The 17,264-nt window shown below is 65.0% G+C and carries 17 protein-coding genes; 10 read left to right on the forward strand and 7 right to left on the reverse strand.

The window, feature by feature from the left end; translation table 11 throughout:
- Nucleotides 1–14 precede the first annotated feature (14 nt).
- The 5 genes from XH91_RS03850 (at nucleotide 15) to XH91_RS03870 (ending at nucleotide 4,659) form a co-directional block, all read left to right on the forward strand.
- On the forward strand, nucleotides 15–872 hold the full coding sequence (locus tag XH91_RS03850; protein ID WP_128949353.1) for a branched-chain amino acid ABC transporter permease: 858 nt from the start codon (nucleotides 15–17) through the stop codon (nucleotides 870–872).
- Between the two features lie 4 nt (nucleotides 873–876).
- Nucleotides 877–2,091 (forward strand): substrate-binding protein, encoded by a 1,215-nt coding sequence (locus XH91_RS03855; protein ID WP_128949354.1) that lies wholly within the window; start codon nucleotides 877–879, stop codon nucleotides 2,089–2,091.
- Between the two features lie 64 nt (nucleotides 2,092–2,155).
- Nucleotides 2,156–3,250: a branched-chain amino acid ABC transporter permease gene (locus XH91_RS03860; protein ID WP_128949355.1), complete on the forward strand. Its 1,095-nt coding sequence runs from the start codon at nucleotides 2,156–2,158 to the stop codon at nucleotides 3,248–3,250.
- Entirely contained in the window at nucleotides 3,237–3,971 is a 735-nt protein-coding gene (locus XH91_RS03865; protein WP_128949356.1) for an ABC transporter ATP-binding protein, read from the forward strand. The genes XH91_RS03860 and XH91_RS03865 overlap by 14 nt, the downstream gene beginning before the upstream one ends.
- Complete coding sequence (locus XH91_RS03870) at nucleotides 3,964–4,659, forward strand: branched-chain amino acid ABC transporter ATP-binding protein (protein WP_128949357.1); 696 nt, start codon at nucleotides 3,964–3,966, stop codon at nucleotides 4,657–4,659. Before XH91_RS03865 ends, XH91_RS03870 begins: the two co-directional genes overlap by 8 nt.
- A 173-nt stretch (nucleotides 4,660–4,832) precedes the next feature.
- On the opposite strand, the gene XH91_RS03875 is transcribed toward XH91_RS03870, so the two are convergent.
- From XH91_RS03875 to XH91_RS03890, 4 genes are all read right to left on the reverse strand, one after another.
- Nucleotides 4,833–6,353 (reverse strand): L,D-transpeptidase family protein, encoded by a 1,521-nt coding sequence (locus XH91_RS03875; protein ID WP_164933877.1) that lies wholly within the window; start codon nucleotides 6,351–6,353, stop codon nucleotides 4,833–4,835.
- A gap of 422 nt (nucleotides 6,354–6,775) precedes the next feature.
- A complete protein-coding gene (locus XH91_RS03880; protein ID WP_128949359.1) occupies nucleotides 6,776–7,738 on the reverse strand; it encodes an acetyl-CoA carboxylase carboxyltransferase subunit alpha in 963 nt (320 codons plus the stop codon).
- Between the two features lie 300 nt (nucleotides 7,739–8,038).
- Nucleotides 8,039–9,004, reverse strand: coding sequence for a site-specific tyrosine recombinase XerD (gene xerD / locus XH91_RS03885; protein ID WP_128949360.1), 966 nt, complete (start codon nucleotides 9,002–9,004; stop codon nucleotides 8,039–8,041).
- A 17-nt stretch (nucleotides 9,005–9,021) separates the two neighbouring features.
- Nucleotides 9,022–9,168: a hypothetical protein gene (locus tag XH91_RS03890; RefSeq protein ID WP_057747440.1), complete on the reverse strand. Its 147-nt coding sequence runs from the start codon at nucleotides 9,166–9,168 to the stop codon at nucleotides 9,022–9,024.
- Between the two features lie 172 nt (nucleotides 9,169–9,340).
- Here XH91_RS03890 and XH91_RS03895 point away from each other — a divergent pair, with 172 nt between their 5' ends.
- The 3 genes from XH91_RS03895 to XH91_RS03905 are packed head-to-tail and all read left to right on the forward strand — an operon-like array spanning nucleotide 9,341 to nucleotide 12,432.
- Nucleotides 9,341–9,952: a shikimate kinase gene (locus XH91_RS03895; protein WP_128949361.1), complete on the forward strand. Its 612-nt coding sequence runs from the start codon at nucleotides 9,341–9,343 to the stop codon at nucleotides 9,950–9,952.
- Nucleotides 9,949–11,097, forward strand: coding sequence for a 3-dehydroquinate synthase (gene aroB / locus XH91_RS03900; protein WP_128949362.1), 1,149 nt, complete (start codon nucleotides 9,949–9,951; stop codon nucleotides 11,095–11,097). Before XH91_RS03895 ends, aroB begins: the two co-directional genes overlap by 4 nt.
- 30 nt (nucleotides 11,098–11,127) lie before the next feature.
- Nucleotides 11,128–12,432 carry an HlyC/CorC family transporter gene (locus XH91_RS03905; RefSeq protein WP_128949363.1) on the forward strand — a complete coding sequence of 435 codons (1,305 nt, stop codon included), beginning with the start codon at nucleotides 11,128–11,130 and terminating at the stop codon, nucleotides 12,430–12,432.
- A 153-nt stretch (nucleotides 12,433–12,585) separates the two neighbouring features.
- On the opposite strand, the gene XH91_RS03910 is transcribed toward XH91_RS03905, so the two are convergent.
- Nucleotides 12,586–12,870, reverse strand: a complete 285-nt coding sequence (locus tag XH91_RS03910) for a BolA family protein (protein ID WP_206733516.1) — start codon at nucleotides 12,868–12,870, stop codon at nucleotides 12,586–12,588.
- Nucleotides 12,871–13,019: 149 nt separating this feature from the next.
- Here XH91_RS03910 and XH91_RS03915 point away from each other — a divergent pair, with 149 nt between their 5' ends.
- Nucleotides 13,020–13,652 (forward strand): J domain-containing protein, encoded by a 633-nt coding sequence (locus XH91_RS03915; RefSeq protein WP_128949364.1) that lies wholly within the window; start codon nucleotides 13,020–13,022, stop codon nucleotides 13,650–13,652.
- Nucleotides 13,653–13,920: 268 nt separating this feature from the next.
- On the opposite strand, the gene XH91_RS03920 is transcribed toward XH91_RS03915, so the two are convergent.
- Nucleotides 13,921–15,015, reverse strand: coding sequence for a citrate synthase/methylcitrate synthase (locus XH91_RS03920; protein ID WP_128949365.1), 1,095 nt, complete (start codon nucleotides 15,013–15,015; stop codon nucleotides 13,921–13,923).
- An 83-nt stretch (nucleotides 15,016–15,098) separates the two neighbouring features.
- Here XH91_RS03920 and XH91_RS03925 point away from each other — a divergent pair, with 83 nt between their 5' ends.
- Complete coding sequence (locus XH91_RS03925; RefSeq protein ID WP_128949366.1) at nucleotides 15,099–16,319, forward strand: citrate synthase family protein; 1,221 nt, start codon at nucleotides 15,099–15,101, stop codon at nucleotides 16,317–16,319.
- A gap of 155 nt (nucleotides 16,320–16,474) precedes the next feature.
- On the opposite strand, the gene XH91_RS03935 is transcribed toward XH91_RS03925, so the two are convergent.
- Nucleotides 16,475–17,134 (reverse strand): DedA family protein, encoded by a 660-nt coding sequence (locus XH91_RS03935; protein WP_128949367.1) that lies wholly within the window; start codon nucleotides 17,132–17,134, stop codon nucleotides 16,475–16,477.
- Nucleotides 17,135–17,264: the final 130 nt, after the last annotated feature.

Below are 17,264 nucleotides of genomic sequence, written 5' to 3' on the forward strand. Positions count from 1 at the left end.
CGGGACTGCAAAGCATGGCTAACGCGTTCGTCGCGGCGTTCGAAATCCTGAGCTTCGGCGCGATCATCGTTCTGATCGTGCTGGGCCTCGGGATCATCGCCAGCATGATGGGCATCTTCAACTTCGCGCAGGGCGAGTTCGTCCTGCTCGGGGCCTACATCACCTATCTCGCCTATGCCAAGGGCCTGCCGATCTGGGCCGGCATGGTCGCTGCGCCCTTTCTGGTCGGCGCGCTCGGCTTCGTGCTGGAGGCGCTGATCATCCGCCGCTTCTACGCAGCGCCGATCGTCGCCATGCTCGGCACTTACGCGCTGGGACTGATCATTCGCGAATCCGTCCGCGGCCTGATCGGCGGCTTCTACCTCACCGTGCCCGAGCCGATCGGCGGCTCGATCGACATCGGCACCATGCACATTTCGGCCTGGCGCTTCACCATCATCGTCATCACGCTCCTGGTGATGGCCGGCTGCTATCTCTTGCTGTCGCGCACCAGCTTCGGTCTGCGCATGCGGGCCACGCTGGAGAATCCGTCGCTGGCGCGGGCCTCGGGCATTTCCACGCCACTGATGTACGGGGCCACGTTTGCGTTCGGGTCGGCGCTGGCCGGCCTTGCCGGCGCGCTGATCGTGCCGGTGTTCAGCCTCTATGCCGATCTCGGTATCCGCTTCCTGATCCAGGGCTTCGTCGCCGTCATGGTCGGCGGTGTCGGCTCCTTCATCGGCCCGGTCGCCGGTGCCGGCGTCATCGGCACGCTCAGCGCCGCGCTGCCGTGGATCATGGCGCCCGTGGTCGCCGATGTCCTCGTCTTCGTTCTCGCCATTGCCTTCATCAAATTCCGCCCGCAGGGCCTCATCGCTGGAAAAGGGGTTTAGTCATATGTTCGACCGTCAACTTTCGCGCCGCCGCTTCCTGTCCAATTTCGCTTTCGCCTCCGGCGCGGTCGCGACCGGCGTGGGCAGCTGGGTGATCCCCGCGCCCTGGGCCAACGCGGCGGAAGCCCCGATCAAGGTCGGCATCGCGACCGACCTTACCGGCCCGATCGCCTATGCCGGCAACGCCGATGCCAACGTCGCCAAGATGGTGATCAAGGACATCAACGCCGCAGGCGGCCTGCTCGGCCGTCCGCTCGAGCTCTACATCGAGGACACCGCGTCGAATGAATCCGTCGCGGTCGGCAACGTCCGAAAGCTGATCCAGCGCGACAAGGTCGACATGGTGCTGGGCGGCATCACCTCGTCGATGCGCAATGCGATCAAGGACCCGATCGTGGTGCGCGGCAAGACGCTCTACATCTATCCGCAGCTGTATGAGGGCAAGGAGTGCACGCCCTATCTGTTCTGCACGGGGCCGACGCCGGCCCAGCAATGCGACGAGTTCATCCCCTGGCTGATCAAGAATGGCGGCAAGAAGTTCGCGCTGCCCAGCGCGAACTATGTCTGGCCGCATACGCTCAACGTCTACGCCCGCAAGGTGATCGAATCGAACGGCGGCGAGGTCGTGTTCGAGGAATACTATCCGCTGGACCAGATCGACTTCTCCTCGACCGTCAACCGCATCGTCTCCAACAAGGTCGACGTCGTCTTCAACACCGTCATCCCGCCCGGCGTCGGCCCGTTCTTCAAGCAGCTTTATGAAGCCGGCTTCCTCAAGAACGGCGGTCGTCTTGCTTGCGTCTACTATGATGAGAACACCCTCAACATCAACCAGGCCAACGAGATCGAGGGCCTCGCGAGTTGCCTCGACTATTTCAAGGTGCTGACCAAGGAGGACCCGTTCGACGCCAAGATCCAGGCGGCCTACGAGAAGGATTTTCCGGGCAACTTCCTGTTTGCCGCGGGCAGCGCGGCGACCGGCACCTATCGTGGCCTCAAGCTGTGGGAAGCGGCGGTGAAGGAGGCCGGCAAGATCGATCGCGAATCGGTCGCTGCCGCGCTCGACCACGCCAAGATTGCCGAAGGTCCGGGCGGGCCGGCCGAGATGGTGCCGGGCAAGCGGCACTGCAAGATGAAGATGTACACCGCGGTTGCCAAGGGCGGGAATTACGAGATCGTCGGACGCAGCGACGGCCTCGTCGATCCCAAGGAGTGCTAGACGGTCTTCACCTCTCCCCGACGGGGAGAGGTGCAGTGTCCGCCACAAGGTGCTTTAACTCGAAATGCTGAAATCGATGGGTGCAGTGAAACAGGCGATCCCCGCCGAGATCGGCGGGGAGACGGACGTCGCAATGACTGAACGCGTAGCGACGGCCCAGGCTGTCGCCGGTCGAAAAGTCCTGCCGATCGTGGAGGGCGTGGTGCTGGTCGCCGCGCTGCTCGCGCCGCTGGTGCTCCAGGACTATCTCACGGTGTTTGCAACGCGCGTGATCATCCTTGCGCTGTTCGCGCTGTCGTTCGACCTGGTGTGGGGCTACGCCGGCATCATGAGCTTCGGCCAGGCGCTGTTCTTCGGCTCGGCCGGCTATGGCGTCGCGCTGCTCGCGCGCGACCTCGACATCACCAACATCTTCCTGGTGCTCCCTGCGGGCACATTGATTGGCCTCACCTTCGCGCTGCTGCTCGGTGGCTTCCTGTTGCTGGGCCGGCATCCCTCCAGCGTGATCTTCGTGTCGCTGGGCACGCTCACCGGCTCCTATGCCGCCGATCGTCTCGCGCGCGGCTGGTATTATCTCGGCGGCCAGAACGGCATTCCCTCGATCGCGCCGATGACGCTGGGCGGTTACGAATTCTCGGAAGGGCCGGCGTTCTATTATCTCGTGCTCGGTATCCTCGTCGTCGTCTATCTGCTCTGCCGCTTCCTGGTGCGCTCGCAGTTCGGCCTGGCGCTCGCAGGGCTCCGCGAGAACGAGCAGCGCATCGCCTTCTTCGGCTACAAGGCGCAGCACCTGAAAGCGATCATCTTCGCGATCGGTGGCGCCATCGCAGGCCTCGCCGGCAGCCTCTACGCCTTCCACGAGGGCTTCGTCTGGCCCAACATGGTCGGCGTCGTCGTCTCGACGCAGGTCGTGCTTTACGTGCTGTTCGGCGGCTCCGGCACGCTGATCGGCGCCGTCATCGGCACCGTCATCGTCGAGGGTGTCAGCTTCTGGCTGTCGGACAATTACCGGGACATCTGGCCGATCATTCTCGGATTGTTGCTGCTGCTGGTGATCCTGTTCCGGCCGCTCGGCCTGATCAGCTTCGTCCTCGGCGAGCGCGAGCGGGTCGGCAGCTTCGGCGCCAAATCCGGGGAGAAGCGCAATGCCGCTCCTTGAAGCCGCGGGCATCTCGAAAATATTCGGCAAGCTCACTGCGCTCGACGGCGCCGCGCTCACCGTCGGCGAGAACGAGTTTCACGGCCTGATCGGCCCGAACGGCTCCGGCAAGAGCACGCTGATGAAGTGCATCGCCGGCGCCGAGGTGCCGACGCAGGGCAAGGTGAGCTTCGTCAACACCGACATCACCGCGTTCACGCCGACCGAGCGGGCGCGGGCCGGCATGAGCCTGAAATTCCAGATCACGTCGGTGCTGCCGTCGTTGACGCTGTACGACAACGTCCTGCTCGCGCTGCAGGCGCAATCCTCGCTGCTCGATCTCGTGTTCTCGCGCACGAGGAACGCGCTGCACGATCAGGTCATGACCATGCTGACCCAGTTTCGCTTGGCGGACCGCGCCTTCGATGCGGCGGCCGCGCTGTCGCATGGCCAGCAGCAATGGCTGGAGATCGCGATGGCGCTCGCCGGCAAGCCGAAGCTGTTGCTGCTCGACGAGCCGACCGGCGGCATGAGCCTGGAGGAGCGCCGCGTCACCGGCGAATTGCTGCAGCCGATCAAGCAGCATTGCTCGCTCGTCATCGTCGAGCACGACCTCGATTTCATCCGCGACATCTGTGATCGTCTGACCGTGCTCGACCAGGGCAAGGTGCTGGCATCAGGCACCGTGCCCGAGATCCAGGCCAACACATCCGTCCAGGAGATTTATCTGCGCCGTGCCTGAATTTTTGGACATCAAGCATCTCGACGCCGGCTATGGCCGCAGCCAGGTCCTGTTCGACGTCAACCTCGGCATTCCCTGGCGCGGCGGCGTCGCCGTGCTCGGGCGCAATGGTGCCGGCAAGACCACGCTGATGAAGACCATCGTCGGCGAGCTGCCGGCATGGAAGGGCGAGGTCGGCTTCGACGGCCGCGACATCAGCCGCCGCCGGCCGGAGGAGCGCGTTCGCGCCGGCATCGGCTACGTGCCGCAGGAGCATTCGGTGTTCGCGCGCTTGTCGGTGCGCGACAATCTCGCGGTCGGCTCGCTCTTCAACAAGGATGCCACCGCGGTCGACCGGGTGCTGGCCATCTTCCCGAAGCTCGGCCAGCGCCTGGATCAGCCCGCCGGCACGCTCTCCGGCGGCGAGCGCAAGATGCTCGCGATCGGCCGCGCCATGCTGGGTGACCCCAAACTGCTGCTGCTGGACGAGCCGACCGAAGGCGTCTGGATCGGCGTGATCGAAGAGATCACCGAGCGCCTGATCGAGCTCGCCAAGACCATCGCGGTCATCATCGTCGAGCAGCACCTCGACCTCGCGCTGCGCGTCGCCGACTACGCCTACGTGCTGGATCGCGGAAGAGTCGCGCTGCAAGGCGCGGCCGGCGAGGTGAGGGGCAATCCGGAGCTGATGCGGTACCTGGCGCCGTAGGAAGCGGCGAGGCTTGCCGCTCTTGCCCAGAACTCAACTGTCATGCCCCGGCTTGACCGGGGCGTCCAGTACGTCGCGGCCTATCGGTTCAACAACTGCTGTCTCTGGAATACTGGATCGCCCGATCAAGTCGGGCGATGACAGCGGAGTGCGTTTCGAGAGCGAACGCTCGCCTACTTCAGCGCGCCAAAGCGGCTGTCGAACGAGTTCGCCGACACGACCGGCGCGGCGCCGGCCATTTGGCCGCTGTCGCCGCCGCCATCAGCCACCGACGGCTTCAGTGCGGGACGTGTTGCGGCGACCCTGGTCTCCGCGGGCTTGGCCGGCTCGGCCGGCTTGGCGGCAACGGTCGGCTTGTCCTTCGCGGGTTCGCGATGGACGAAGTGGGTCACCGCGGCCTTCAGCTTGGAGGCCGTGCTCGGCGCTGCGGGCGCGGGAGCCGGCGCCACGGATGCGGTTGCTTGCGGCGGCGTGGTCGCCGTGGTGTCGGCGGCGCTGAAGCCCATCTTGCGGCCGAGATTGGAGAAGAAGCCGCCGGACTTCTCAGGCGCAGCGACTGAAGCGACGCGGGTGCTGGTCGCGGGCGCGCCGACGGCGACGACCGGCTCGTCCTGCGGGGCAGAGGCGACCGGCTCGAGATTCGGCTTCGGCGGGTTGACGGTGCCGGGGATGGTGCCCGGCGCCTTCGACATCGCCAGCATCTGCAGCGTGTTGCCTTCGGCGCCTTCCGACAGGCCGGTCGAGCCTTCCGGAATCTTTGCCGCGAAGATCTTGTTCATGCCGCCATCGATGCCGGTGTTCATGCGCGCGACCGGAATGTTCTTGGCGACGAGCTTGTTGTACTCGGCCTCGTCGCGCTGCTCCTTGTCGCGCACGGCGCTGGCGATGTCCTCGGGGATCACATAGGCCGGGCACTTCGCGGAGGCATCGAACACGGGATCGCGCTTGGCATCGGGCGCCTTGGCCGCGTCGAACACGTACTTCTTCTCGCAGAAGTCGACCTTCGGCTCCTGCCGCGTCACCTCGAAATGATCATAGCCTTCCTTGATCATCCGCCAGAACGGCATGTTCGGGTTGTTGCGGTGCTTGGCCATGTTCACCGGCGTCATCCGGAAAGGATAGGCCTGGAACTGGAACGCCTTCTGGCCGCCGAAGAAAGACTCGCGTCCGAGCGAATAGATCTCGGCGATCTGTTCGTCGGTCATCGCGTAGCAGCCGCGCGAAGAACAATCGCCATGCACCATCAGCTGCGAGCCGGTGCGGCCGAGAGCGCGGTCGAACGCGTTGGGGAAGCCGGTGTTGAACGAGAGGTAATAGGCCGACTGCGGATTCATCTGGCTCGGATTGATCGAGTAGAATCCTTCCGGCGCCTGGCGGTCGCCCTCGCGCACCTTCGGGCCGAGATCGCCCGACCAACGGCAGATCGGATAGGTCTTGAGCAGCGCGAACTGGCCTGATCGGGTCTGCTTCCAGATCTCGAGCTCGGCTTCCTGCTTGAACAGGCGGATCAGGATCGGCGAATTCAGATCCATGTCCTTCTCGCCCATCGCGGCGACGAGCTTTGGCGAGACCGGCTGGTTGGCCTTGGCGTTGGTCGCCAGCGACACCTGATCGGTATCGCAGCCGGCGAGCACAATGCTGGCGGCAAGCGCAACCGAAACCAAGAGCGCGCGAGCAAGCGAACGAGAATTCAAGATGGACCCCACGACGTGCCGGGCGGAAGCGCGAACCCCTGATGTCGGAGCATGGCCTGACCGGACAGCCCGGCAGTTTCAGACCAAGCCCCAGCAGCGCTTATGCCCTGAAGCCATTGATTAAAATTCTAACCTCCGCCCCCTGAGGTCGCAACCCGACCTGACATCACGAGCCCGTTGGCGCGGCGGCGTGGTCAACAGAGACTTAAACTCTGCCGGAACTTGGACTTTGCAGCGAAACCGCTACTGATATCGCTGATTTGGGCAAAAAAAGGGTTAATGCAGGGTTACCGGGCGCTCCGGAGGAGGACTCTCGTGCCCCGGACGCGGCGCAGCGCGGAGCGTCACCGTCGTGCGTCGAAGACGCGCGTAAACGCGCTTATGGCGCCGCACCGCGTCCGGGACACGAGAATCCGTCCGAATCAGCCCAGTTTCCGACCGATATCGAGGAATTTCTGCCGTCGCTGCTTGCGGATGGCCTCGCCGTCCATGCCGCGGAGCTCGTCAAAGGCCTTGGCGATGGCATCCCCGGTCGTGGCAATCATGGCGGCGGGGTCGCGATGGGCGCCGCCGACCGGCTCCTTCAGAATGCTGTCGATCACCCCGAAGCGCAGCATGTCCTGGGCGGTGATCTTCATGTTGTTGGCGGCTTCCTGCGCCTTGGAGCCGTCGCGCCACAGGATGGAGGAGGCGGCCTCCGGCGAGATCACGCTGTAGATCGCGTGCTCCAGCATCAGGACCTTGTTGGCGGTGGTGATGGCGATGGCGCCGCCCGACATGCCCTCGCCGGTGATGATGGCGACGTTCGGCACGGTCAGTGCCATGCAGGCATCGGTCGAGCGTGCGATGGCTTCGGCTTGTCCCCGCTCCTCGGCGCCGATGCCGGGATAGGCGCCGGCGGAATCGGCCAGCGACAGCACCGGCAGGCCGAACCGCTCGGCCATCTCCATCAGCCGCACGCATTTGCGATAGCCCTCGGGTCGCGCCATGCCGAAATTGTGCTTGATGCGGCTCTCGGTGGAATCGCCCTTTTCCTGGCCCATCACGCAGATCGCCTCGCCGCGGAAGCGGCCGAAGCCCGCGACCAGCGCCTCGTCCTCGCCGAACTTGCGGTCGCCGGCGAGCGGGGTGAATTCGGTGATCAGGCCCTTGATGAAGTCGTTGAAATGCGGCCGCTGCGGATGCCGGGCGACCAGCGTCTTCTGCCAGGGCGTCAGGTTTTGATAGAGGTCGGCCAGCGCCTGCGCCGCCTTGTCTTCGATCCGGCCGATCTCCTCGGCAATGTCGGTGCCTGAGGCAGCGAGCGTGCGCAATTCATCGACCTTGGAGTCGAGCTCGGCGACGGGCTTTTCGAAGTCGAGATAGCTGCGCATCTGGTCTGGCATCGTTTCAATATAGGGAGATAGGACGACGAGGCGAAGCGAGGTTGGCCTCAAGTAAAGAAGTGTAGCTTCTTCAAGGGTTTGACCTGTGCCCTGCCTGGAGGGCGCCAAATCAACGACAAGGCCACGGCTCTTTCTGCGGAGATGTGGCCGAAGTCAAGGCGGTTTCGGTTGCAGTCCCGAGCCGGATCTCGTGTCCCGAACGCGCTGCAGCGCTTCTATAGCGCTGCTGCGCAGCAGCATGGGCCCCGGCTCAGCAGCGCACCGTTTCGCGCTACGCCGCGTCCGGGGCACCAGACCCTTCTACTTCTCCGCCAGCGGGTGCAGGTCGCGCACCAGGCTCTTCAGCCGCTCCTCGACCACATGGGTGTAGATCTGGGTGGTCGAGATGTCGGTATGGCCGAGCAGGGTCTGCACGATGCGCAAATCGGCGCCGTTGTGCAGGAGGTGGCTGGCGAAGGCGTGCCGCAGCACGTGCGGGGAGACCAGCCGCGCCTGCAGCCCCGAGGCGACCGCGAGCTCCTTGAGGTCACGGGCAAAATGCTGCCGCGTCAGATGCCCGCTCTCGCCGAACGAGGGAAACAGCCATTTCGAGGCGGCGAGGTTGCCCTTCTTCTCCGTCTTCGCGGCTTCCGTCGCGGCGAGATAATCCGCCATCGCCTGCCGCGAGGCCTCGTTGAGCGGCACCAGCCGTTCCTTGTCGCCCTTGCCGCGCACCACGATCATGCGGGCGTCACGCTTGGCGGCCGAGCGCGGCAGCGACACCAGCTCGGAGACGCGCAGGCCCGTGGCGTAGAGCACCTCGAGCAGGCAATAGAGCCGCAAGGCCCGCAGCCGCTGCGAGGGCGAGGCGTCCGCTGCCTCGCTCAGCTCCTTGGCGCGGCGGAGCATGCGGTCGACGTCCGAGATCGACAGCACCTTCGGCAGGCCGCGGCCGCGCTTGGGGCCGGACAGGATCGCCGCGGGGTCCTCAGTTCGGATGCGCTCGTTCAGCAGGAAGCGGAACAGATGCCGCATCGCCGACAGCCGTCGCGCGACGCTGGACGATTTGAAGCCGCGCGCATCGAGGTCGCCGAGATAATCGCGCAAATTCTGCGTTTCGGCGTCGGTGAAGCTGTGGCCGATTCGGGTCAGAAACTCGGAGAAATCGGTGAGGTCGCGCCTGTAGGCATCAAGCGTGTTCGGCCCCGCGCCCTGTTCCGCCGCGAGCATGTCGAGGAACAGGCCGGTGAGCTTGGCGTCGGAGGGCTTGGCTGATGCTTTGCGCATGCCCTTCAGGCTAGCTCCTATTTCTTGAGAAACTTATCCGGCGGGATCGTCACCGTCATTTCTCGCGGCTTCGGATTGACGAAGTTGGCCAGCGCGAACACCGCGCCATAGACGATGCCGGCGATCACGGCGACGACCGTCAGGAAGCGGAACAGGCTGGGCATCGGGCAAGGTCTCGATACAGGTCTTGAACGGGCAAATTAACCAATGAAATCATCCAACATGTTCGCCGTTTCGTGGCAAGAGTCCTCTGGCGAGGGCCCCGAGGGGGTCGTATAGGTTGGCCAGGATGCCGCCTTTGGCGGCAGTTTGAGCGAGATCCTGTCGAGCGAAAGAATGTCCGACGCCGAGATGCCAGCACAAGCGAGCCCTGAGGCCGACATCCTGTCGGCGCTGGGGACGCGTTCGATCGTGCTGGTCGGCATGATGGGGGTGGGCAAATCGACCATCGGTCGCCGCCTGGCGGCGCGGCTCAAGCTGACTTTTGTCGATGCCGACACCGAGATCGAGGCGGCGGCCGGCATGACCATACCGGAGATTTTCGAGCGCCATGGCGAACCGCATTTCCGCGACGGTGAGACCCGCGTGATCGCGCGCCTGCTCGAGGGCGGTCCGGTGGTGCTGGCGACCGGCGGCGGCGCTTTCATGCGCGAGGAGACCCGCAATCGCATCGCGGCCAAGGCGATCTCGATCTGGCTCAGGGCGGACCCTGACGTCATCATGCGGCGGGTGCGCCGCCGTGCGGATCGCCCGCTGCTGCAGACCGCCGACCCCGAGGGAACCGTGACGCGCCTGCTCACCGAGCGCGAGCCTGTTTATGGCAAGGCCGACCTCACCATCGCCTCGCGCGACGTGCCGCATGACAAGATCGTCGAGGAATGCATCGAGACGCTGCATGCGTATCTCTGTAGTCCACCACCAGCCGATGTCGCGAGTGCCGTTCGATGACTGCCCCTCTGAAACATTCTGATCCCGTGAACGTCGACGTCGCGCTCGGCGACCGCGCCTATGACATCGTCATCGGCCGCGGCGTGCTGTCCTCGCTCGGGATGCGCGTGGCCGCGTTGCGCCCCGGTGTGCGCACCGCTGTTGTCACCGACCGCACCGTTGCAAAATACTGGCTCGAGCCGACCGAAGCCTCACTTGCGGCCGCCGGCATTCCGACCTCGCGCGTCGTCGTCGAGGAAGGCGAAATATCCAAGACCTATGCCGGCCTCGAAAAGGTCAGCGAAGCCTTGATCGCCGCAAAGATCGAGCGCAACGATCTCGTCATCGCGCTCGGCGGCGGCGTGGTCGGCGATCTCGCCGGCTTTGCCGCCGCGATCCTGCGCCGCGGCGTCGATTTCGTGCAGGTGCCGACCTCACTGCTGGCACAAGTCGATTCCTCCGTCGGCGGCAAGACCGGCATCAATTCCCCGCAGGGCAAGAATTTGCTCGGCGCTTTCCACCAGCCGGTGCTTGTCATTGCCGACACCGCCGTGCTCGACACGCTGTCGCCGCGGCAATTCCGCGCCGGCTATGCCGAAGTCGCCAAATACGGCGTGCTCGGGGATGAAGCCTTCTTCACCTGGCTGGAGAAGAACCACGCCGATATCTTCAAGGGCGGCTCCGCCCGCGAGCATGCGATCGCGACCTCCTGCCGGGCCAAGGCCGGCGTCGTCTCGCGTGACGAGCGCGAGACCGGCGAGCGCGCGCTGCTCAATCTCGGCCACACCTTCGGTCACGCGCTGGAAGCCGCGACCGGTTTTTCGGATCGCCTGTTCCACGGCGAGGGTGTTGCCATCGGCATGACGCTGGCGGCGCAGTTTTCCGCGAAGCTCGGCATGATCGGCGAGCTTGAAGCGGCTCGCGTCGAGCGCCACCTGATCGAGGCCGGCCTTCCGACGCGCCTGCAGGACATCGCCGGCTTCGCGCAGGAGGGCCTCGCGGACGCCGACGCGCTGATGGCGCTGATGGCGCAGGACAAGAAGGTCAAGCGCGGCAAGCTCACCTTCATCCTGCTGGAGGCCGTGGGACGCGCCGTCATTGCCAAGGACGTCGAACCGACCCCGGTGCGCGACTTCCTGCGAGAGAAGCTTGCGCAAAAGGCTTGATGCGCGGCTGAACGTCTGTTTGAGAGTCTCATGGATTGGCTCGGCTTCACCATCGTCATCATCTGCCTGCTGGTCTCGGGCTTCTTTGCCGCGAGCGAGACCGCGCTGACCGGTGCCTCGCGCGCCAGCATGCTGCGGCTGTCCAAGCAGGGTAATCGCGACGCCGACGTGGTCTCGCAGCTGCTCGACATGCGCGAGCGCCTGATCGGCGCACTGCTGCTCGGCAACAACATCGCCAATATCACTGCCTCGGCGCTCGCAACCTCCATCTTCACGGCGTGGTTCGGCGATGTCGGCGTGCTCTACGCCACCGGCGTGATGACGGCGCTGGTCGTGATCTTCGCCGAAGTGCTGCCCAAGACCATCGCGATCAACGCGCCCGACCGCATGGCGCTCGCGGTCGCGCGCCCGATGCGGCTGACGATGTATGTGCTCGGGCCGCTGCTGCGCGTGGTGGAAGTCATCGTCCGCATGTTGATGCGCGGCTTCGGCCTTGCCGGCGAGCACCAGGCGATCCTCTCGCCGACCGAGCGCCTGCGCGGCGCGGTCGATCTGCTGCATCACGAGGGCAAGGTCGAGAAGCAGGACCGCGACATGCTGGGCGGCTTGTTGGATTTGCGCGAGCTTCAGGTCTCCGACGTCATGATCCATCGCACCGAGATGATGATGATCAACGCCGATCTGCCGCCGGAGGAGCTGGTGCGCGAGGTGCTGGCTACCGAATACACCCGCATTCCGCTCTGGCGCGAGAAGCCGGAAAACATCATCGGCGTGCTCCACGCCAAGGATCTGCTGCGCGCGATCCGCGCTTCCGACGGCGACACCTCCCGCATCGACGTCTCCACCATCGCGCTGCCGCCCTGGTTCGTGCCGGAGATGCGTCCCGTCTCCGAGCAGTTGAAGGCATTCCGTCGTCGAAAAACCCATTTCGCGCTGGTCGTCGACGAGTATGGCGAAGTTGAAGGCCTGGTGACGCTGGAAGACATTCTGGAAGAGATCGTCGGCGACATCTCGGACGAGCACGACGTCGTCGTCGCCGGCGTGCGCGCCCAGCCTGACGGCTCCGTCGTGGTCGACGGCTCAGTGCCGATCCGTGACCTCAACCGCGCCATGGACTGGCGCCTGCCTGATGAAGAGGCAACCACGGTCGCCGGCCTCGTCATTCACGAGGCGCGATCGATCCCCGATCGCGGCCAGAGCTTTACCTTCCACGGCTTCCGCTTTCGCGTCCTCCGCCGCGAACGCAACCGCATCACCGCGCTCCGTATTTCACCGGTCCCCCGCGAGGCCGAGCTGGAAGAGGCGAAGCCGAGACGGGCGGGGACGTCGTTTTAGCCATGCAATCGGTGTCATCGCCCGCGAAGGCGGGCGATCCAGTATCCCAGAGGCCAACGTTGGAGAGCTTGCTCTCACCGCATCCGCCGCGGAGTACTGGATGCCCCGCCCCCGTGCGCCATTGCGCACTAGGCGGGGCATGACAGCGGAATTCTACGTCCCGCCTTCCCCCGGCGCCTGCGCGTGGATCGCCAGCGCGTGCACGCTGCCGGAAAGTTCCGCGGCCAGCGCCGCATTTATCATGCGGTGACGGTCGACCCGGCTCTTCCCTTTGAAGGCTCCAGACACGATATAGACGCGGAAGTGCGTCTCGCCGCTCGGCCGATGGCCGGCATGGCCCTCATGCAAATGTGACTCGTCGACGACCTGCAGGCTTTCCGGCGTGAAAGCTTCCTGCAACTTGTTGCTGATAGTGTCTTTCATAACCATGAGCGTCATTAAATCGTGCAGTCGCACTCCGTCAATTGCGTAGGCCGCCTTCGGCGGCCGTACTTCAAGAGACGCCGAAGTGAAACTTCGGCTACCGTGAGTATCTAATTGCAATGTCAAGACTTGAAGGTTTTTGCATTGCGTAGTCAAAGTCAGCCATGCCGATCGATTCATCAAAGTTCTTCGACTCCATCCGCGTGAAGCCGCGGGGCAAGCAGGCCGAGGTGAAGCCGCGCGACACCGTGGTCGGTTGCGAATGGGCCGGGTGTCAGAACAAGGGCGCGCACCGCGCGCCGAAGGGCCGTGATAACCAGCGCGAATACTGGCATTTCTGCCTGGACCACGTCCGCGAGTACAACCAGAACTACAATTTCTTCTCCGGCATGAATGCCGACGCGGTCGCGCGCTATCAGAAGGATGCGCTGACCGGCCATCGCCCGACGTGGAAGATGGGCGCCAATGGCGGCAAGAAGGGCGCGGAAGCCGAAATCGATATGGCGTCCGATCCTTTCAGCATGTTCAGTGAAATCAACGGCCGCGCCAGCTGGCGCATGGGTCCGGAGGCCGAGCCCAAGGCCGAAACGCGCAAGGTCATGAACGCCGAGCGCAAGGCGCTGCAGGTGATGGGTCTTGGCCCGAATTCCACGCTCGCGGACGTCAAGAGCAAGTACAAGGCGTTGGTCAAGCAGCACCATCCTGACGCCAATGGTGGCGACCGCTCCACCGAGGATCGCCTGATCGAGATCATCAAGGCGTATAATTATTTAAAGACGGTGGTGCGGGAGGCCTGAGCCTCAGGCCAAACTCTTGGTGTCGTCCCGGACAAGCGAAAGCGCAGATCCGGAACCCATACGCCGCAGCAATAGTTTGGCGAATATAGGCAATGACCATCTCACGCAAAAACTGCGGCTGCGGCGTATGGGTCCCGGCCTTCGCCGGGACGACTGTGGAGTGTGGAGCACTGGCCCGTAGCCCGGATGGAGCGCAAGCGTAATCCGGGTCTTTCTCGCACAACGACGGCTTTCCCGGATTACGCTCCGCTCCATCCGGGCTATTTCATCACGCCTCCGGCATCGCCCCCACATAGGACGAGCTCGGCCGGATCAACCGCCCGGTCCGCTGCTGCTCGCGCGCATGCGCGGTCCAGCCGGCGCTGCGCGCCACTGCGAAGATCGGCGTGAAGGCCTGCCGCGGGATCGCCAGCGCATCGAGCAGGATCGCGGTGAAGAACTCGACATTGGTCTCCAGCGGCCGCTCCGGATTCTTCTTGCGCAGCGCGGCGCGGATATAGGCCTCGACCTCGCCGGCAAACGGCAAATCGGTGCCGTTGGAGGCGAGCGCCTCGACCGCAATCTTGAGCACATCGGCGCGCGGATCGCGCACGCGATAGACGCGGTGACCAAAGCCCATCATCCGCTCGCCGCGCGCGAGCGCCGCATCGACCCAGGGCTGGATTCTCTCGCGCGTGCCGATCGCGTCCAGCATTTCCAGCACCGGCTCCGGCGCGCCGCCATGCAGCGGACCGGTCAGCGCGCAATAACCGGCCGTGACGGCCGCGAACAGATCGGCTTGCGTCGAGGCGACCACGCGCGCGGTAAAGGTCGAGGCGTTCATACCGTGGTCGCTCGCCGTGACGAGATAAGCATCGAGCGCGGTGACCTCGCGAGCGGCGGGCGTGCGTCCATGCAGCATGCGCAGCGTATCGGCGGCGTGGCTCATGGTCGGATCGGGCGCGACCGGGTCGAGCCCCTTCGCGCGCCGGACCAGCGCGCCCGCGATCACCGGGAACGCGCCGACGATGGTCGCCTCGTGCTCGAGCCCGTGCTCGGCGCGCAAGCCGGCGACGGCCGCGCGAAAGCCGTCGATGATGCCCATGCCGCGCGTCGACGGCAGCAGTTCGTCCAGTCGCGCGAAGGCACGCTCGCGGCCCGCACTCAGGCTCGCCCGCACATTGGCTTCCGTGAGGGTGGTCTTGCTGGCGCCGTTCCAGAGCCGGGCGGTGACGCCCTCAAAGCTCGAGACGGCGGCAAGCCGTCCGACATGCTCGCCGGCGATGATCAGCTCGCCGCGCTCGCCGTCGACATGGCTCAGCACGGTTTCAGCCGCGGGGACGCCGTCCAGCCCGATCTGGCTTTTGGTGAGGTGGATGTTCATGGCCCAAAGCTCCCTTTTTGCACTGCACTCGGGAAGAATTGGGCCTCTCGACAGATTGATCAATCTTGATTACATAAATCAACATGAATAATTCCGAAGAGCTCTACCTCTCGGCCCGGGAGGCCGCGGCCGAGCTCGCGATCTCGCCGGCGACCCTCTACGCCTATGTCAGCCGCGGCCTGATCCGCTCCGAGCCGACGCCGGATTCGCGCAAGAACCGCTATCGGGCCGAGGACGTCCGCGCGCTGAAGGAGCGTCGGGTGCCGTCGCCGGAGCCGCGTGGCCTGCGCAGCTTCGATGCCGACCTGCCTGTCATGGACACTGAGATCTCGACCATCACCGAGGAGGGCGCGATCTATCGCGGTGTGAACTGCATCGATCTCGCCGAGAACGATACGCTGGAGCATACCGCAACGCTGCTTTGGGACGTCTCCGACGTCGATCCCTTCGCTCCTGACAATCAGCCAAAGATCTCCGACGAGATGCGCGCGATCGCGGAAGCTGCGCGCCGCGCGGCGCCGATCGACCGCGCCATCGCCGTGCTCGCGCTGGCGACCGGCGCCGATTCCCGTGCCTTCACCCGTGCACCCGATGGTCGCGCGCTGGTCGGTGCGCGCATCGTCCGGCTCCTTGTTGCGACGATGCTCAATGCCGAGCCGTCATCCGAGCCGCTGCATCAGCAGATCGCGCGCGCCTGGGCAGCCGACAACAAGCACGCGCCTGATTTGATCCGCCGCGCGCTGGTGCTGCTCGCCGACCACGAATTGAATGCCTCGACCTTCACCGCGCGCTGCGCGGCTTCGACCGGGCTCAATCTCTATGATGCCGTGATCGCCGGCCTCGCCGCGCTGAAAGGCCCGAAGCACGGCGGCGCCGGCGTGCTGGCCTCGCAGCTCGTCAAGACGCTGGTCGATCGCGACGTCGAGCCGATGGTGCGCGAGCGCGTCGCGCTCGGCGAGCGCTTTCCGGGCTTCGGCCATGGCGTTTACAAGCGCGGCGATCCCCGCGCGCAATCGCTGCTGAATGCCTTGGCGCGCGCCGGCGCCCCACGCAAATTCACGAAAGAGGTGCCGGAGCGGATCGCGGAGGCGACCGGCGAGTTCGTCAACATCGATTACGTGCTCGCCGTGCTCGTCCACGCGCTGCGGCTGCCCGCAGGCAGCGAGCTCGCGCTGTTCGCCATGGCCCGCAGCGTCGGCTGGATCGCCCATGCCAGCGAGCAATTGCAGTTCGGCAAGCTGATCAGGCCGCGGGCGAGATATGTGGGGCCGGCGCCGGGGAGAAGGGCAGGGGCTGCTGGTTAGCACAGCTCTTTCCTCCGTCGTCCTGGCGAAGGCCAGGACCCATACCGCGGAATCTATCGATCGCGGACGGTAGCCGCACCGAACGATGAATCTTCGCTAAACTGATCCCGGGGGTAATGGGTCCTGGCCTTCGCCAGGACGACTCGCGGAGGGAGCTACCCCCGCGGCTTCGCTTCCGCGACCGCGCCGCCGTTGCGCCGGCGATAAATCCACGCCGTCACACCCACCACGATCGCCACCGCCACCACCGTCAAAATCCACATGTGCTTGAACGGATGCCCCTCGTGCGGCGCGCCGAAATATTGGTGAAATGCCGACACCGCCAGCACGCCCGGCAGCACATGGGCGAGCGCCCAGACCAGGATCGCCGGGATGTTGACGGCGTAAAACCGCGCCGGCGGCATATCCAGCGCACCGGCGGTCACGGGCACGAAAGCGCGGATCGGCGGTACGAAGCGGGCGAAGAACACGGCCCAGGTGCCGAAGCGGTGGAAGAAGGTTTCGCTCTCCTCGACCACGCGCGGGTAATTGGTCAGCGGCCAGGTGTTGAGGATCTTGCGCTGCTGCCGGTGCCCGAGCCAGTAGGCCGAGCCGTCACCGATCACGGCGCCGATGGCGGCCGCGAGCAGCACCCATTGCAGCTTCAAATCGCCGCCTGGAACCAGAGCGCTCAGCGCCAGAATGATGGTCGAGCCGGGAATCACCGAGCCCACCACCGGGACCGCTTCGAGCAGCGCTGCCAGGAACAGGGTCAGGTAGGCCAGCCACGCATGGACTGAAACGAACGAGATCAGCGGATCAAGGAAGGACGTCACGAGGTCTCTGTGGCAGGCTGGAGCGATTGGGTTCAGACGCTTACATAAATGGGGCTGGCCGGTGAAAGTGCCATTCGCCTGGCATTCCCTTGCTATTCCCTTGCCGTTCCCTTGCCATTCCTTTGGGCAG

It is taken from the genome of Bradyrhizobium guangzhouense, assembly GCF_004114955.1.
Taxonomy (GTDB): domain Bacteria; phylum Pseudomonadota; class Alphaproteobacteria; order Rhizobiales; family Xanthobacteraceae; genus Bradyrhizobium; species Bradyrhizobium guangzhouense.

Coding starts and splice junctions, on each gene's coding strand:
- XH91_RS03850 (WP_128949353.1), top strand. CDS start 15: ATGGCTAACGCGTTCGTCGCGGCGTTCGAAATCCTGAGCTTCGGCGCG.
- XH91_RS03855 (WP_128949354.1), top strand. CDS start 877: ATGTTCGACCGTCAACTTTCGCGCCGCCGCTTCCTGTCCAATTTCGCT.
- XH91_RS03860 (WP_128949355.1), top strand. CDS start 2,156: ATGCTGAAATCGATGGGTGCAGTGAAACAGGCGATCCCCGCCGAGATC.
- XH91_RS03865 (WP_128949356.1), top strand. CDS start 3,237: ATGCCGCTCCTTGAAGCCGCGGGCATCTCGAAAATATTCGGCAAGCTC.
- XH91_RS03880 (WP_128949359.1), bottom strand. CDS start 7,738: ATGCCAGACCAGATGCGCAGCTATCTCGACTTCGAAAAGCCCGTCGCC.
- xerD (WP_128949360.1), bottom strand. CDS start 9,004: ATGCGCAAAGCATCAGCCAAGCCCTCCGACGCCAAGCTCACCGGCCTG.
- XH91_RS03890 (WP_057747440.1), bottom strand. CDS start 9,168: ATGCCCAGCCTGTTCCGCTTCCTGACGGTCGTCGCCGTGATCGCCGGC.
- XH91_RS03895 (WP_128949361.1), top strand. CDS start 9,341: ATGTCCGACGCCGAGATGCCAGCACAAGCGAGCCCTGAGGCCGACATC.
- aroB (WP_128949362.1), top strand. CDS start 9,949: ATGACTGCCCCTCTGAAACATTCTGATCCCGTGAACGTCGACGTCGCG.
- XH91_RS03905 (WP_128949363.1), top strand. CDS start 11,128: ATGGATTGGCTCGGCTTCACCATCGTCATCATCTGCCTGCTGGTCTCG.
- XH91_RS03910 (WP_206733516.1), bottom strand. CDS start 12,870: ATGACGCTCATGGTTATGAAAGACACTATCAGCAACAAGTTGCAGGAA.
- XH91_RS03915 (WP_128949364.1), top strand. CDS start 13,020: ATGCCGATCGATTCATCAAAGTTCTTCGACTCCATCCGCGTGAAGCCG.
- XH91_RS03920 (WP_128949365.1), bottom strand. CDS start 15,015: ATGAACATCCACCTCACCAAAAGCCAGATCGGGCTGGACGGCGTCCCC.
- XH91_RS03925 (WP_128949366.1), top strand. CDS start 15,099: ATGAATAATTCCGAAGAGCTCTACCTCTCGGCCCGGGAGGCCGCGGCC.